Source organism: Pseudoalteromonas sp. NZS100 (genome assembly GCF_015864815.1).
GTDB classification, from domain to species: domain Bacteria; phylum Pseudomonadota; class Gammaproteobacteria; order Enterobacterales; family Alteromonadaceae; genus Pseudoalteromonas; species Pseudoalteromonas distincta.
On record NZ_JADYWM010000015.1, the window covers coordinates 85,250 to 102,551 of the forward strand.

Sequence of the window (17,302 nt, forward strand, 5' to 3'; positions counted from 1 at the left end):
TCGCGGTATCCAAACCGCAATAAAACAAGAAGAACTTGGCAAAGGAATGCTTGAAGATAAGTCCACTGCCAGAAGCTCTCCACCTATATTGGTGACAGTTTTGAGGATTCAGCCCCATAAACCGAAAAACAATGACGACGTACCATTATTTTCCTCGGCGAGTACTTCCCTCCTTAATGATCATCGGCTTTCGTCGCCTAACATTAAGTACCTAAGTATCGCACCTCTTCTGAATGCTTTATTAACCAGTGGCTAATAAAACAAAACCCCACTAAGTAGCGGGGCTTTGAAAGTTATCGTTTAGACGTCTAGCTGTCAAGCATTTAATAATTTATGAGTTAAATAAAACTGCCCATGTAATACGAGCCCGCATATCCAACCGTGTAACAAATTAATAAATGTAGCGATAAACGCAAGTAGCTCATAAAGGTAAGCGCTTTAACTTTACTCATGGCAATAATGCCCGCAGCCGACCCAATAATAAGCATTGAACCGCCCACGCCCGTTGCATACGTAAACGACAACCAGTGTTGTTGGCTCATTACTATATCGGCTTTTAATAATGCAGCGGTAAGCGGTACGTTATCGACCCCTGCTGATAATATGCCCATTAAGTAGTTTGCGTACTCAGGTGCCATTACCGTGTATAGGTCGGTAAATTTACTCAACATACCAATTTCTTTAAGTGCGCCTACAAGTAAAAGTACACCTACAAAAAACAATAATGTGTCGTATTCTATATCGCGAACAAAATCGATTATGTCTTTGTTTATGTCTTTTTTGCGCATTAAAAATTGCGCCACTAAAAACATCACTGATAAGCCAAACAAAAAGGTTAATAGAGGCGGTACGCTGTAAATTACACTCAGCGTAAGTGTGCTCACTACGGTAGATAAAAATATAACAGCAATGGTTATGTCGGTTTTTTCAATGCGGGTTTTACCTGCACTAGCAAACTCAACACGCCCTTTCATACCGATAGACAGTAACGCGGCAAGCAGCATAACGCTTGCAAGTGCTGGCGCTATAAGTAGTAATAAATGAGCAATGGTTACTTTGCCATCTAAAAATATCATTAGTGTGGTTACGTCACCGGTTATTAACGATACCCCACCTGAGTTAACCCCAAACACAATAAGCGTGGCGTATTTAACGAGCTTTTTAGGTTCAAGTTTTAACGACATAACAACCGCAAGCGATATAAGCGTCGCTGTTACGTTGTCTGAAATCGACGAAAACAAAAATGCAAATCCACCCACCAAAAACATGAGCTTTTTTTCGCTAATACTTTTTGGCATAACACGGTGCACAATATTTTCTATAAACCCCTTTGAATTTAAATACGCTACAAAGGTCATTGCAGCCATTAAAAATAGCCATAATGAGGCAATTTCTAAAATATTTTCATTTAAAAGATGTTGAATCGTATCGGGGCTTTGCCCGTGTAGGGGGTATATAAAAAGAAGAATCCAGCAAAGCGTACCAAAAAACAGCGTGGTTTTAGCTTTATTTACGTGGATTATATCTTCTATAACGATCAGTAAAAATGCAATCGCTATCAGGGTTAGAATAATCGAGGAAACCATGGTAGTTAAACAACCTTTGATATAGTTTTAAAGAACACACAAATAACATTCCATTTCATGTGCCTATTTTCGGCGCGAATTTTAGCACTGCCTCTATGCAAAAACTATTATTAAATGGTCTTAAAAACGAATACTATATACAGACAAGGTTAATTAAAAATACGTAATAATGAGTCTTCTAAAAGAACTCAATAATAAAATACTAGGATGTTGTAACCCCTTATGATCCCAGCTAAAAAGCTGCTAAACACCATAACCGAACATTGGGGTGTATTAGAGCTATTATTTAAACGTTTTAAAATGGCTGACTTTAGCCTAAAAGACGTACAAAACGCGATTAAGCAAAAGCAGCCTACGTGGTCAAACGAACGCATTTATAAAGAAACAAATCGTTTGTTAAACCAAGATATTTTAATTCCACTGGCTAAATCCTCTCAGCTTGAAATAAATCGTGCTATTGCTGATTTTGCTACTTTTTTACTGCAAGAAGAGCATTTAGGTTTAGCGCAAGAAATTAGCGTATTAGTAGAGGACCTAGCTCGTTTAGGTAACCGCCTAGATAACGCTGGCGAAATAGAAGACTTTGACGATTTACGCCGCTACAGCCGCATTATGGATGATCGGGTGCGTAAAATAATGAAGCTCTATACGCACAACGAAAACGCTATTTTAAATATTGTTGAACAAGCCAAATCAAATAATGCAGTGCAATCGCTGCAAAAGCGTTATAAAGCGGTAATAGAAGCCTTTGATGAATACATAGAGCCAATGCTTGAAATGGTTGATATTCGTGGTGAGTTTCATGCATGTTTTACCCTCATTGAAGAGCAAATAAGTAAGCAAATACTGCACATTGAGCGCTCAGGTAAAGCGTATACCGACAAACGCATGCTGGAGCAATTACGTACCCGTATACTCGAAATGCATTTAATGGGCCGAGAAAGCTTACGTAAAAGTGCCGATATGCTTATGCCACTGCGCGAGGAGCTACGCCGTAATAACTTAATTACTCGCCAAGCAGCCAAAGTACTTGGGCTTGTACGTAAAAATGGCGTAGACAATATGCTAAGTGCTGTGCAACCACATTTTGTAAGCGACGCGCAGCGATATTCGCTTGGTCAGCAACGCCATATTGTGGCTTACATGGCAAGCTTGGTTGAATTTGAACACGAAGAATACCAATTGCCTGACCAGCAAGACGTGCCTGCATTTGTTACACCTAATATTCCTGACTACAACGATGTTAAAACCAGCTTTGCTAAGCGCTTTAATAAAAAACGCAAAAAGCCGCAGCCCTTGCTGCAATTTTTAGACGAAAGCTATCCAGATCTCGATGCCGACGAAATGCTATTTTTGTATCAAAAATTGGTCAGCGACAGCGATATTAAAATAATTCAAAGCGATGAAAAAGCCCGCGTAAAAATTGCCGGTCAGCACTTTTCTTTATATCCATTTAATTCAGAGCCTCAGCCAGATCAAAAGGCAGGTAAATAAACCATGACACACATAAACTTAGACGAGCTAACCCATCTACAAGCCATTAATAAAAAATTAGTAGCGGGTTATCACATTTGCGAGCAAGACAACGTAATGTGGCAAGAGCTTGACCAACACATAGAAGACTACACCGCCCTATTTACCGCTTTAGGTAACGATTTAAAACACGACAGCCGTGGCTTTTATTATTTTGGTAGCGACGAAAGCACACCCAATATGGGCAAAATATCTCGCGCTATCGCGCTCACCATTTACATTTTAATTGAGCACTACGCCAATACGGGTAAAGACCCAATGCGCGCATTGTTTGACGACATAAACGATTTAGAGCTTATGCAAACGCTGGTGCAAATTAACAAACATTTGTTTGATCAGCTTGAGATATTTTCGGGATCGGACCTACGTAAAGACGTTTACCTGCGCATGGTGCGCTTAGGTTTAGCCCGTGAAGTAGAAGGCGGCTTTATGCTACAAGCGCCAATTCACCGCTACATAGATGCACTCATGGAAGTAAACGAAGAAACCTATTTAACAGAGGACGAGGAATGAAAAATCTATACGGACTAAGCAAACTCGCCCTACTTAACACCGCAGGCTATGCAAAATGTGTGATCCCGCTTGATAAAAGCAGCTCTATTTGCGCGCCTAATAACACAGGTAAAAGCTCGGTTATTAACGCCCTGCAGTTCCCGCTTATTAACGATTTACGCTTAACAGAATGGGATGGACACGATTTAGATGAAACTCGTAAGTTTTATTTTTCATCCGATCAGTCGTACATTTTACTAGAAGCTAACTTGCCTCATGGCTCGGTAGTAATAGGCGTTGCGGGACTTGGTAAAATTGCTGGTTACGCGCATCAGTACTTTTGTTATCAAGGTAAGCTTGATTTAGAACAGTACACGCAAGGTAAAACTATTATTAAATTTACCAAGCTGTTCAACCATTTAAAATCGCTTAACTACAACCCTATTGAGTTAAAAGCACAAGAACTCAACGCGCTACTTACTGGCGGCGCAACGCCTTTTGACGGCGACATAAACTTAAAAATGATCCCGCTTAATAATGTGCAAGACTCCTCTATTTATAAAGAAATATTTAGACGTATTCTTAACTTACACAAATTAGGCGCAAGCGACGTAAAACGCTTTATGCTACGCGTGTTTGAACGCCATATGTCGAACTCTAAAGTCGACTTTTATGAAGTATGGCGCCGCTCGTTTGATAAAGTAAATCGCTCAAAACGCGAATTAAAAGCCCTTGAGTCAATGCAAGAGCCAATAGCCGCGCTTGAATCAATGCTTGAAAACCAAACCGTGCTTAAAGGTAAATTAGCCGCATACGCACCTAAAATTGACCAAGCACTGATTGATTTTGATACCTATCAAGAGTCGCAACTCTCTGAGCTTGCCATTGCCCTTGAAGATATAGAGCACGAAAAACACGAGTTTGAGCAAAAGCAAAGCTTATACGTACAGCAATCGCGTGATATAGAGCGCAGACAAACTCAAATTGAGCAATGGTTTTTAGATTACGATGCGCTTAAAAGCGAGTTTGAACTGGTAAATAAAGCCACGCTTAAAACCAGCCTGACTCAGTTAAAGCAAGATTACGAGTCGCTTTCGCACTCTATAACCAGCGCACAAGGGCAAAGCCTACACACGCTTGACTACCGCATCAGCGAAACACAAAAACAAATTAAGAGCTTAAAGCTGCAACTTAAAAATCTTGAATTTAATTTGTTTACCCGCATGCGCGAAGACCTCTCGTTAAAAGAAGTAGAAGAAATATCGCGCATTTTAAACCCAGATATTCTCTCGTTTGCAACCACCACTAATGGCGATATAACCATTGATGATGAAGATGCATTTGGTGAGTTTTTATCGCTATTAAGTGAAAACGTTAAAGGCGGCGTATTAACGCTACCAGGTGCGAGCATTAAGCTTAAAAAGCTCTCGCCTGTGCAAATGCAAAGCGGCGAAAACAAAGAGCAATTAACCGCTCAGTTAAATGCACTTGAGCATTCACTTAAAGAGTTTAAGCAACAGCGCGATGTTGCTGCAAACGTTGCCGACAAGCAAAAAGAAAAAGACGCGTTATACGATGAACTAATGAGCGCTGAGAACGCCCTAAAACGCTTAGAGCAGTTTGATATAATGCAGCAATCGGTTGAAGCGCAAGCCATGCTAAAAGAGCAATTGTTAGCAGAGCGCGAACAAGTTGACGACTACCTGCAAGATATTCAAAAAAATAGCGGCTCAATTGCCGATCGTCGCTCGTTAATTAAATCGAAACAAGAGCAAATTAATCGTCAAACTGAGCGCCTACGCCAAGTTAAAAGCGAGCGAATTGACCACACGCTTGATTTATACAGTGGTAAAGTAACCCCGTACATGATTGATATTACGGTCGACTTTGATAACTTAAGCGACCTTGTTCATCACTTTAATAAAGACTGCCAAGAACTGCGTAATTTTGACATAAACGTGCGTAATACCTATTTGCATGTATATAACGCGGGTATTACTAAATTCGACAACGAAAATGACGAATACACTAAATACCAAAAGCTAATAAGCGCCTTTCATAATATTGATAACGAACGCGACGCTGTTGAGCGCCAAGCACGTGTTGCGCTTACCGAAGTGGCCGCAACTATTAAAGGCTTGCGAGAAGATTTAGACCGCCTTCGCCGCGAAATGAACAGCTTTAATAAAGGCATAAGCCAGCACCGAATTTCAAACCTGCAAGCGTTTAAAATTAACGTCATACCGCGCAAAATGCTGGTTGATAGTATAGATACCATTATCAGTACGTCGCATCAGTTTGAGCAAGGTGACACGCTTGATTTACTTAGCCAAGAACCGTACAGCGAAAGCGCGGTAAACGAAGCAAAAGATCACTTAATTAAACTCGCCTCAGATAAAGCGGGTTTAACCTTAACTGATTTATTTGATATTCGATTTGAAGTGGTTAACCGCGCAGGTGAAACCGAACACTTTGAAAAAATAGATTCGGCGGGTTCAAATGGCACACGTATTACGATTAAGTTATTGTGTGGCATGTTGTTTATTCGTTACTTATTAAGCGATCAAGAACAAAACCTATACCGTATACCTATTTACATAGATGAAGCGGCCGACATTGACCCGCAAAATCAAAAAGCGATTATAGAAACCGCACTAAGCTTTGGTTTTGTGCCTATATTTGCCTCAGTTAAGCCACAAATAAGTTGTGACTACATTGTGCCTATTCGTTCAGTAAAAGACGGTGCACAAAACTGGGTGGATGAAAAAGATTGGATTGAAGTTGAACACAATTAATTGGCCGTTAAGGCAAACCAACTAAACTAAAATATAGGACGTTTAAATAATACACATTTAAACTATGTGTGTTATTTTAAATTAATGCATTTTATTGGAGCAAACGTAATGAAAAATATACTTATTGTTGCAGCGCTAGCACTACTTACAGCCTGTACACAAACCCCTGATTGGGATTACGATAAATCAGCCAACTTTAGTAATTTTAAAACATTTGCTTGGGTAGAAAACGCCAGCCTAACTAAAGACACAAATAACTACCAAATTAATGGCCTAATGGAAAAACGTGTTCGCACTGCCGTTAACGCAGAACTGAGCCAAACACTAGGTATGAGCTTAGTTGATGCAGCAAATGCTGATGTACTTGTTAACTATCATGCATCGGTAGACAAAGAGCTTGAAGTAGATACATTTAATGTAAACTACCGCCCGCATTGGGGTTATTGGGGTACTGGTTTTCAACGCGATACAACTGCGCGTGAATACGAAGTGGGTACACTGATTATTGATATTGTGGATCGTGAATCTAACCAGCTAGTATGGCGCGGCGCAAAAGAAGGCCGATTAAAGAAAAACCAATCGCCAGAACAACGTGAAGCATCAATTAATAAAACAGTGAGCGAAATTTTAAGTAACTTCCCGCCGCAAAAGCAGCAGTAAGTTAAAATTAGCTATAAGTAAGTTTTAAAAAAGCTCACAGTTCGTGAGCTTTTTTGTGGATGTGTATTTTTGGGCTTACAGACTTAAGTAATTACGAGCTGCGCTCGTCACGTCAGCAAGCTGCACGTCTACAAAAAAACACCGAGTTAAATTTACGATTTATACTTATGCAATAACTCAAGCGGTATATGGCAATAGTCATCAGGATGATTAGTTAGTCGGTCTTGATGCTCAGGATCGCTTGGCACGTAGTTAGTTAGCAGCTCTACCCCTACCACAATTTTATCGGCATCACTGCGCTTGTTTATATAATTGCTTGCTGCGTCTAAATGGCTTTGGCTTTTGCTATAAATGGCAGTGCGGTATTTAGGGCCTACATCATCCCCTTGTTTATTAATGCTATACGGGTCAATAATTTCAAAAAAGTAGTCATACAGCTTATTTAGGCTAACGACTTTTAAATCAAAAATGACCTTTACGCATTCGGCATAACCATCGTATTCGCCGTCAGTGGTTTTGCTTGTACCATTAGCGCGCCCTGCTTCAGTACTTATTACGCCTGGTAAGTGCTTTAAAAATTCTTGTACGCCCCACAGGCAGCCACCAGCAAAGTAAATAGTATTATATTCTTTAGTATCCATTATAAATGTTACCTAATAAGTAATTATACCGATTGCATTAAAATAGTGTTCTATTATAGCGCCAAGAAAATAGCGCAATAACAAGGCGAAATTATGACATATAGTTGTTCTATATAAATAATTTTTAACGCAGTGAGTGCGCTATTTAATACGATAGAATGACCATGTTTTTAATAAAGCCGGTATTACGTAAATGGTTATCAAATGCAGTTATTAACAAATTAATGTACAATCGCGCACAAAATGACTGCTGTTACATTTAGTTATTTTATCATGCTCAAATATAAGCTTTAAAATTAATTGTAACCGCAGCTACAAATAAAAAATGATGAGAAACACATGAATCGCACACCACACATTATAATACCTGCAATATTATGCAGCGTTACTGCATTTGCTAATGCTAATACGCTATCTGATGAGTCGGCAATCGAGAAAATAACGGTTGAGGCCTCACCCACTGCAAATAAGTTGCCAGTAGGTACATTCGACTCACCTATTTCTAATTTAGAATATGACCCTCGTGTTGATTTACAATCGCGTAATATGGCTGAGGCGCAGGCTGATGTAACTATACGCGGCGGTATTTTCGAAAACACCGGTTTTAGAGTAGGAAGCACTACCCTGCTTGACCCGCAATCTGGTCATTATTTTGCTGAAATACCCATTGCACCGCAAATGCTAAGCGGCCCAGATATTTTAACCGGTGCCGATAACGCACTTTACGGTATGAATAGCTCTGTAGGTACGGTTTCATTTGGTTGGAAACCGATTATTACTGGCGGTAGTGTTTCCCTTGGTACTGGTACAAACGACTTTAATCTGCAAAGTATTCACGCTGCTAAAAACACACAACTTGATAGTTTAGTTAACTATACTCTGGGTTTTGAAGGTGAGTATTCTCATTCGCAAAGTGATGGCACCATTGATAATGGCGAGCATGACTTCTCGCGCGCCTCAGCTCGCGTTCAATTAGCTAGCGAGCACAGCCAAACAGATTTGTTTTTTGGCTCACAAGATAAGTTTTTTGGCTGGCCTAACTTGTACACCCCTTTTGGCGTTAACGAAACTGAAGATTTAGAAACCCGTCTTTGGATGCTTAATCACAAGCAAAACTACGCTGATAACAGCAACTTTGAAGTATCTGCTTATTATCGTACCCATGACGATCACTATATTTACTCGCGCGAAAATCCTAGTGCATTTGAAGCTTTTCATAAAAGCGAAGTTAAATCGCTTGGACTTTCGGGTCGCCATGCACAAAGCGATGCACTGGCAATAAACTACTCTGCACAGTTTATTGACGACTCGATTGAATCAACCACACTTGAAAACAACTTTACCTCTCGTAAGTATTATAAATTAAGCGTATTGCCTGAATACAAAATGGCGCTTGAGGATAATAAACAACTTACATTTCGTTTAGGCGCAGCCTATGACGATACAAATCGTGATGATGCTGAAGTATCAGCTATTGGTGACATAACCTTAAACACCCAAAATAGTGACGGCACAGCACAAACCCTTTACTTATCATACGCGCAAGCGAGTCAAGTTGCAGGCTACACAGCCATTGGCGGCAGTGATTCAGGCGGGTTATTTAGAAGTAACTACAACCTTGAGCGCGAAACCACATCAAACTTGGAGCTTGGTTTATTACTTGAAGAACAAACCTGGCAGTTAAACTCGGCTATTTTTTATCGAAAAGATAATAACTTAACCGATTGGACCTTTAATTTTGATTCAACCTCAGCGCGCTTTGCAAACCCAGTTGATATTGATACAGCAGGGGTTGAATTTTTAGCGACTAAGCACTTTGATACAGCAAAACTTATAGCAAGCTACACCTATTTACATAAATCAGAAAACTACGGCGCAGCCGATATTGATGCCAGCTTTTACGCGTTAAACTTTCCTGATCACCGTTTAACACTTGGCGCTGTGTACAACCCAACTGATATTTTAGAATTTAGAATAGATAACGAATGGCGTACACAACACAAAAATTCACTTAGAAACGGCAATGACAACGCGTTATTTACCCAGCTAACACTTAAAATAACGCCGCCACAGTTGAGTAATTTATTTATCACCCTAGCGGCAGATAACTTATGGGATGAGTCGTTTGAAGAAATACCAGGTACACCAGGGCGCGGTGAGCAATATACGTTAAGCGCAACGTATAGCTGGTAACTAGTAACGTAAGCAAGCTTCACGTCTGCAAAAACAGACACAAACCTACACTTTGGCGGTAGACGCAGAGCTTGCTCGCGTGAAAAGCGCAGCTTTTAATTACTTAAAATAAATACTCACTAATAGATAAGTGTAAATATATGTGTATTTCAAGAGCTCACTAAGTTAGCTCTTCGAGCTCTGTAATAAGCGCTAGAGCTTGTGCATTTGTTGACCCGCACACATCAAGCGTGGCGCTAAAATCACTACATACTTTTGGGCGACTTTCATCACCAAATAACTTACATAAATTACGTTCATCTAGCTGAATACAACGTTCTCCGGCTTTTTTACCATTTGGCATACCTGGAATAGGCGAACTAATACTTGGCGCAATACAACATGCGCCGCAGCCTAGCCTGCAATTCATCGATTCGGTTTTCATAATTTCCTCTGTATAAAAAACACTTACTTTATTTTCTTTTTAGGAACTTAATTAGTCGCATAGTGAGTTGTAACACACACATGTAATGCTTTGTTACATCTTAAAACAGCTTGTAAACACTTTATTGCGTATTATTGCTCTGTCACCACCAATTATGAAGGAATGCCTTGTGGCTACTACAAAACAAATAATACTCCCAATCGCTGTTTTAGCAGGCGGTATTGCTTTAGCTTTCGCCTTTATGGCAATGAAAAAACCACCCGAAGAAAAGCCAGAGCAAGATTTACGTCCTTTAGTAGCAACACAAAGCGTACTTTTAGATTCTATAACGCTCGATGTTAAATCGTACGGCATTGTTAAACCAAAGTATCGTACCGAGCTAATAGCACAAGTTAGCGGGCAAGTTATTTCGGTATCAGATCAATTTGTTGAAGGCGCGTTTGTAAAGCAAGGCGATATTTTAGCACGAATTGATGCAAATGATTACGAGGCAGACTTTATTGAAGCGCAAGCGGGTTTAGCACAAGCAAGCTCAGCACTTGAAATAGAACGCGCGCAAGCACATGTCGCTCAAGCTGAGTGGGAGCGCATTAAGTCAGATTCAAGCGACGCTATCGCATCAGAACTTTATTTACGAAAACCACAGCTGGCCGAAAAATTAGCGCGTTACCGCTCTGCTCAAGCAAGTGTTAAACGTGCTAGCCGCAATCTTGAGCGTACTTATATTAAAGCCCCTTATGATGCCATTATTAATGAGCGCACAATTAGCTTGGGGTCAGTAGTAAACCCAGGTAATAGTTTTGGCGCACTAAGCGCAACCTCAGTTGCAGAGGTACGTTTACCGGTTGCCGATCAAGAACTGCAATATTTAAAAAATGGCGGCGTAGGCTCAAATGTTACATTTAACGCAGAATACGCAGGTAAGCAAACAATGTGGCAGGCAAAAGTAATTCGCACCGAAGGTGTGGTTGATCAAACAAGCCGCATGAGCTATTTGGTAGCACAACTTGCAACACCTTATGGCGACAAAACACGCCCTCTTCGTTTTGGTTCGTACATTAACGCTACCATTGAAGGTCGCCCGCTTGATAACGCAATTATTGTTGCCCACCACTTAGTTAAAGATAATAAAATTGTAATTTTAAATGACGATTTAACATTGTCGTTTAAAACCCTCAATATTATACGCGAACAAAACGGCATGATTATAGCCAGCCAAGGGTTAAAAAATGGCGAGCAAATTGTTACCTCAGCGCTTGAATACCCAACTGAAGGTATGGCAGTAAAAATTGAAGATATTGCGCCTGATAAAACTGATGTAACTCAACTTGCGCTGAAAGAGGAATAATCATGAACACTCGTGAAACAGGGTTAATAGCATGGTTTGCCCGAAATCCCGTTGCAGCCAACCTACTAATGATATTTATATTAGTGGGCGGTATTTTAATGGCGATGACCATTCGCAAACAAATGTTCCCACAGTTTGAAAGCAACTGGATAAGTGTACAAGCAGTTTACCCAGGTGCAGCCCCGCAAGAGGTTGAAGAAGGCATAACCATAAAAGTTGAGGAAAACCTCGAAGGTATTGAAGGCATTAAACGCCTAATTACGTACTCTAACCGTGGTTTTTCACAAGCGTGGATTGAAATAGAAGAACAATACAATCCACAAGAAGTACTTGATGAAATTAAAGTACAAGTTGATTCAATAAACACCTTTCCTGCGGGAATGGAGCGCCCTGTTGTGCGCCGCGATAAGTTTGAGCAAGAGGTAATGATACTCGCGCTTTACGGCGACATGAGTAACTACCAGTTAAAAGAGCTTGGCAACGATATAAAAGACGAGTTACAAGCACTGCCTCACGTTAACCTTGTTAATTTTAACGGCGGCTTAGAATACGAAATTGGTATAGAAGTCAGCCCCGATAAACTGCGCGAGTACGGCTTAACATTTAGAGATATTGCAGGCGCGGTGCAAAACTTTTCGGCAAATATGTCGGCGGGGCAAATACGCTCTGAAAATGGTTATATTTCGATGCGTGTTGAAAAACAAGCCTACCGTGGTTTTGAGTTTGAAAAACTGCCACTTATTACCCTTGCTGATGGCGCACAAATTTATTTAGGCGATGTTGCAACTATTAATGATGGCTTTGAAGAAGGTCTACAATATTCAAAATACAATGGTAAAAACTCACTCTCGTTTGAAGTTAACGCATCAAAAGATCAAGACATTACCGATGTAGCAAAAGTACTTAAAAGCTACATGGCAACTAAAGAGCCACTTTTACCTGCAGGTGTTAAGCTATCTCCTATTGTTGATTTAACTTACTACCTTGAAGGTCGACTCGATATGATGGTCGATAACATGATTTGGGGTGGCTTGTTAGTAATGATAGTGCTGGCACTATTTTTACCGCTACGCTTAGCATTTTGGGTAATGATGGGTTTACCGGTGTCTTTTCTGGGCGCCTTTTTGTTTATGCCTATTGGCTTTTTAGATGTAACAATTAACCTAGCCTCTCTTTTTGCCTTTATACTTGTACTCGGGATTGTTGTTGATGACGCCATAGTTGTGGGCGAGTCAGCCAGTGCCGAAATAGAAAAACACGGCCATACACTTGATAACGTTGTACGTGGTGTAAAACGCGTTGCGATGCCAGCAACCTTTGGTGTGCTAACCACCATTGCGGCATTTTTACCACAAACACTCGCAACCGGCCCTGGCGCTGCTTTTTCTAAGGCCATTGGTGGCGTTATTATTTTATGTTTGATTTTTTCACTCATTGAATCAAAACTAATTTTACCTGCGCATATTGCAGCAATGAATCCGCGTAAACCAAATCCTAAAAACCTATTGCATCGCTTACGTATGGTGATTGATAGTGGTTTAAAAGGCTTTGTGAATAACTACTACCTTCCTTTTGTTAGCCGCTGTATTCATTATCGCTATACAGTGATTGTCGGCTTTATGTGTTTGCTTATTGTAAGCGCAGGTATGTTTGCAGGTGGTTTAGTTAAGTTTGTACCAAACCCTAAAATACCGCACGACTTTCCGCGTATTGATATAGAAATGAACCTTGCCTCATCTGAGCAAGCAACACTTGAAACCGCACGTAAAATAGAAAGCGTGTTGTTAAAGGTCGATCAGCAACTACAAGAGCAATACGGTAAACCGATGATCCGCGATTTATCGGTAAGTCTGCGCGGACGAACGCAAGCAAATATTATGGCCATTTTGGTAGAGCCTGATTTACGCCCTATCGATACCTTTGCCCTAAGTGCGTTATGGCGCGAGCAAATGCCCGCTCTACCCAGCATTAAAACCATGACCATTCAAGACAGTATAATGAATGGCGGTCGAGATGATGGCGACGTTAGCTTTAAACTTGAAGGCAAAAATGCTAACGAGCTAAAAGAAGTGGCTGGTAAATTAAAAGCCAAATTACAAACAATGGAAGGCGTTGGCGACGTAAACGATTCAATGCAAAGCGCTACCGACGAAGTGCAACTTGATTTGAAACCACTCGCTTACAGCATGGGTTTAACGCTTGCTGATGTAGCGTCGCAAGTTAGCTTTAGTTACTACGGCTTAGAAGCGCAGCGAATATTGCGTGAAGGCGAAGAAATTAAAGTCATGATTCGCTATCCAGAAGACGAACGTAACTCAATAAGTGACATAGCAAGTGTGCGTATTATTACGCCTACAGGCGCTGAAGTACCGCTAAGTGAAATAGCCGAAGTTAAGCTGGTTGACGGTGTTAACCGTATTCGCCGCGAAAACTCTAAACGTACTGTAAACGTATGGGCTGCGGTAAATACCGACCAAGCCGAACCATTTGCAATTGCAGAAGAAATTCGTGATGAATACTTACCAACATTACTTAAAAGCTACCCTGGCGTTACAAGTGATGTAGCTGGGCGCATTCAAGAAGAGATGGATAGCGCTTCAGAACAGCTTCGTGACTTTGGTATATCAATGATGATTATATTTGCTTTATTAGCGATTCCACTTCGCTCTTACTCGCAGCCACTTATTATAATGTCGGTTATTCCGTTTGGTGTAGTGGGCGCTATGTTTGGCCATATGATTTTAGGTATGACCATGAGTAGCTTATCGATGTTTGGCATTATTGCTGTAGCGGGTGTGGTCGTAAATGATTCCCTCGTTATGGTTGACTTTGTAAACAAAGCCCGCGCCGAAGGTGTTGCAATTAAAGATGCAGTAGTACAAGCCGGTGCTCGTCGCTTTAGAGCAATACTACTCACCTCAATCACTACCTTTATTGGTGTAATGCCAATTATTTTTGAAACGAGTTTACAAGCTAAAATTGTTATCCCGATGGCTGTATCACTTGCTTTTGGTGTGTTATTTGCCACAGTAATTACACTGATACTTATACCGTGCCAGTATGTTGCACTAGAAGATGCTAAACGATTAGTTCGTAAAATGCGCGGCAAGCCGCCACTAGTAGATGCCCAACCAGCGCCTACAAATAGCTAAATTAAGTAACATCCCAACCAAAAAAGCTCGGCATATTATATGCCGAGCTTTTTATTTTTAGCTTAAAAATAATATTCACCTATTTGCTAAGTCTTTATCTTACTGATAGTTTAACTCTATAAATATAACCCTCAAAAGGAATAATGATGGGCACAATTCAACTTATTTTATTTATTGTTTTTGCTGTATTAACCACTCTTGGCTACAAAAAGAATAACCGCAACTTAATGCTATTAGGCGCCGTTGCAATATAGTTTGCGTTTGTAGGGCTCGACTTTTTAATCGGCATAGATGAAGGGATATCAGGCATTAATTAATCAATAAAAATTTCAGCTTGAAAATTAAAGGGACTTTAATGCGCTTATACATACTGATTATTTCTTTAGTTATTTTTTTAAGTGGTTGCCAGAGCTATATTGCTTATCAAATAACTAAGCCTCCGGAGAAAGTTCTCCCTAAAGAATTTGAGAGCTCTATCGCTTTATCTGGAGCACAAACCCATTACTGCAGCAGCGAAATAGGTTGTCTTGATTTTAGGATTATTTCACCTAAGGATATTGATAATTATCTACTAAGTGGCAATACGTTAACATTAACTTTAATTAGTAAAGGAAGCACTGAAGACGATACTTTTGAATATCAACTCAATGCTGATAATTTACCGAGTAAGTCAAATGATGGGCTTTTAATTATTTTTCCGGGATATGGCGTAAATAGTTTGGTTTACACCATGCAAGCCCGATGGCTTAGCCATATCACTGGAAAGAATGTAATAGTGATGCCTGCAAGTAATCAATACGATGAATTTAAGTATGGCTTAAACTCCCTTGATTTATTAGTAAAATATATAAATGAACACCAATACACCGACATTTCATTGCTTAGTTACTCTATGGGTGCAGTTGCAAGCATCGACCTCACAACCAAACTCAATATTAATAAGCATATACTTTTTGCTCCAATGATTAATTTTAAAGCCGCACTAAGAACAATTGCTAAATTATCATACCCTGTTTATAGCAAACTGTTAGGTGATGATTATATAAACGAAGTCGCGGCTAAGGTAATTGAAAACAGTAAAGTACCTCTTAATAAACTCGACATATTAAGTAATCTAAATAAGACCCCTCATGCAAGGCAAACTTACATCTTTTCAAGTAATGCAGACAAAGTGAGTCCATATAATGGGTTGCTTACTCTTAGTAACCCAAAAGTGAGCATTTATGAGGTAAAAGATTTAAATCATCTTGAAATGGTTTCTTTAATATCCGCACAACAAAGGAATGTGCTCCTTTCCTTGCTTGATGGATAACTTTGGCAACAATCCTAATAATTGAGAGAGATATTGCTCGTTTTTTATCCCTAATACGTTATGGTATTTAAATAATAAATAGACATAATAAAGTTAAGGAACAGCTATGAATACATCCCCTTCTGATCACATTCCTCAAGAAGCCTTTGATTGGTATGACGAATACGCCCATGGTTTGATGGACCGCCGCACGTTTATGAAAAAACTCGGTGGCCTTGCTGCACTTGGCTTTTCGATGGCTGTACTTACATCAGCATTATTACCTAATTACGCATTGGCTGAACAAGTGTCGTTTAATGACGATGATATTAAAGCAACGTACGAAGAATTCGATTCGCCAGATGGGCACGGTAAAGGCAAAGGTTACTTAGCAACCCCTACAAACATAGAAGGTAAGCTTCCTGTTGTACTTGTGATACACGAAAACCGTGGTTTAAACCCTTACGTAAAGGATGTAGCAAGGCGCTTAGCTAAAGTAGGTTTTATTGCATTTGCACCCGATGCGCTTTTTCCTCTGGGTGGTTACCCTGGTAATGATGATGAAGGACGCGCTATGCAAAAAACCATGGATCGCGCTAAAATTCAAAACGATTTTGTTGCCGCAGCGCACTTTTTAAAATCGCATGCTAACAGTAACGGTAAATTAGGCGCTGTCGGTTTTTGTTTTGGTGGCTATATTGTTAATTATTTAGCGGCAGTAGATAGTAATTTAATCAGCGCTGGCGTGCCTTTTTACGGCACTCCCGCCAGTGAAAGTTTACGTAAAAATATTAAAGCACCGTTAATGATTCAATTAGGCGAGCTGGATAAACGTGTAAACGCGTCGTGGCCACAGTACGAACAAGATTTAAAAGCTAATAATGTTGAATACACTATGCATATGTATAAAGGGGCAAATCATGGTTTTCATAACGACTCGACAGGTCGCTATGATAAAGACAATGCCGAACTTGCATGGCAACGTACCGTTGAGTTTTTTAATAAAAAGCTAAGTTAACGAATAAAAAATAATGCCACCAGCTCTAAGCCGGTGGCACTATTAAAAATACTTGGTTTTTATTAACTTTAATTTTTTTTGCTACGCATAACTAGGGGCTGTTGATCTTTGTAGTACATATATCAATCAGCCCACATTGGTAGCCACATCATAGTAAATGCTAAAGCGA

12 protein-coding genes and 1 riboswitch are annotated in these 17,302 nt (G+C 40.0%); of the genes, 9 read left to right on the plus strand and 3 right to left on the minus strand.

Annotated elements, in window-relative coordinates; translation table 11 throughout:
* Positions 1–64: 64 nt before the first annotated feature.
* Positions 65–237: riboswitch (Lysine riboswitch) on the minus strand.
* Between the two features lie 101 nt (positions 238–338).
* Positions 339–1,586 carry a sodium:proton antiporter NhaD gene (gene nhaD / locus I6E69_RS15075; protein ID WP_197121580.1) on the minus strand — a complete coding sequence of 416 codons (1,248 nt, stop codon included), beginning with the start codon at positions 1,584–1,586 and terminating at the stop codon, positions 339–341.
* 222 nt (positions 1,587–1,808) lie between these two features.
* Here nhaD and I6E69_RS15080 point away from each other — a divergent pair, with 222 nt between their 5' ends.
* The 4 genes from I6E69_RS15080 to I6E69_RS15095 all read left to right on the plus strand — a co-directional run bounded on the left by I6E69_RS15080 (position 1,809) and on the right by I6E69_RS15095 (position 7,066).
* Complete coding sequence (locus I6E69_RS15080) at positions 1,809–3,080, plus strand: hypothetical protein (protein WP_197121581.1); 1,272 nt, start codon at positions 1,809–1,811, stop codon at positions 3,078–3,080.
* Between the two features lie 3 nt (positions 3,081–3,083).
* On the plus strand, positions 3,084–3,632 hold the full coding sequence (locus I6E69_RS15085) for a hypothetical protein (RefSeq protein WP_039488140.1): 549 nt from the start codon (positions 3,084–3,086) through the stop codon (positions 3,630–3,632).
* Positions 3,629–6,406, plus strand: a complete 2,778-nt coding sequence (locus I6E69_RS15090) for an ATPase (protein ID WP_197121582.1) — start codon at positions 3,629–3,631, stop codon at positions 6,404–6,406. The genes I6E69_RS15085 and I6E69_RS15090 overlap by 4 nt, the downstream gene beginning before the upstream one ends.
* A 108-nt stretch (positions 6,407–6,514) precedes the next feature.
* Entirely contained in the window at positions 6,515–7,066 is a 552-nt protein-coding gene (locus tag I6E69_RS15095; RefSeq protein WP_024595193.1) for a DUF4136 domain-containing protein, read from the plus strand.
* A 152-nt stretch (positions 7,067–7,218) separates the two neighbouring features.
* Here the strand turns inward: I6E69_RS15095 and I6E69_RS15100 are convergent, their stop codons facing one another.
* A complete protein-coding gene (locus tag I6E69_RS15100; protein WP_197121583.1) occupies positions 7,219–7,707 on the minus strand; it encodes a peptide-methionine (S)-S-oxide reductase in 489 nt (162 codons plus the stop codon).
* A 339-nt stretch (positions 7,708–8,046) separates the two neighbouring features.
* On the opposite strand from I6E69_RS15100, the gene I6E69_RS15105 reads away from it, so the two are divergent.
* Positions 8,047–9,900 (plus strand): TonB-dependent siderophore receptor, encoded by a 1,854-nt coding sequence (locus I6E69_RS15105; protein ID WP_197121584.1) that lies wholly within the window; start codon positions 8,047–8,049, stop codon positions 9,898–9,900.
* A 160-nt stretch (positions 9,901–10,060) separates the two neighbouring features.
* On the opposite strand, the gene I6E69_RS15110 is transcribed toward I6E69_RS15105, so the two are convergent.
* Positions 10,061–10,324, minus strand: a complete 264-nt coding sequence (locus I6E69_RS15110) for a YkgJ family cysteine cluster protein (protein ID WP_007375812.1) — start codon at positions 10,322–10,324, stop codon at positions 10,061–10,063.
* 169 nt (positions 10,325–10,493) lie between these two features.
* Here I6E69_RS15110 and I6E69_RS15115 point away from each other — a divergent pair, with 169 nt between their 5' ends.
* From I6E69_RS15115 to I6E69_RS15130, 4 genes are all read left to right on the plus strand, one after another.
* Positions 10,494–11,672, plus strand: coding sequence for an efflux RND transporter periplasmic adaptor subunit (locus I6E69_RS15115; RefSeq protein WP_004335425.1), 1,179 nt, complete (start codon positions 10,494–10,496; stop codon positions 11,670–11,672).
* Between the two features lie 2 nt (positions 11,673–11,674).
* On the plus strand, positions 11,675–14,824 hold the full coding sequence (locus tag I6E69_RS15120) for an efflux RND transporter permease subunit (RefSeq protein WP_197121585.1): 3,150 nt from the start codon (positions 11,675–11,677) through the stop codon (positions 14,822–14,824).
* A gap of 355 nt (positions 14,825–15,179) precedes the next feature.
* On the plus strand, positions 15,180–16,136 hold the full coding sequence (locus I6E69_RS15125; protein ID WP_197121586.1) for an alpha/beta hydrolase: 957 nt from the start codon (positions 15,180–15,182) through the stop codon (positions 16,134–16,136).
* 106 nt (positions 16,137–16,242) lie between these two features.
* Complete coding sequence (locus I6E69_RS15130; RefSeq protein ID WP_197121587.1) at positions 16,243–17,133, plus strand: dienelactone hydrolase family protein; 891 nt, start codon at positions 16,243–16,245, stop codon at positions 17,131–17,133.
* The last annotated feature ends 169 nt before the right edge of the window (positions 17,134–17,302 follow it).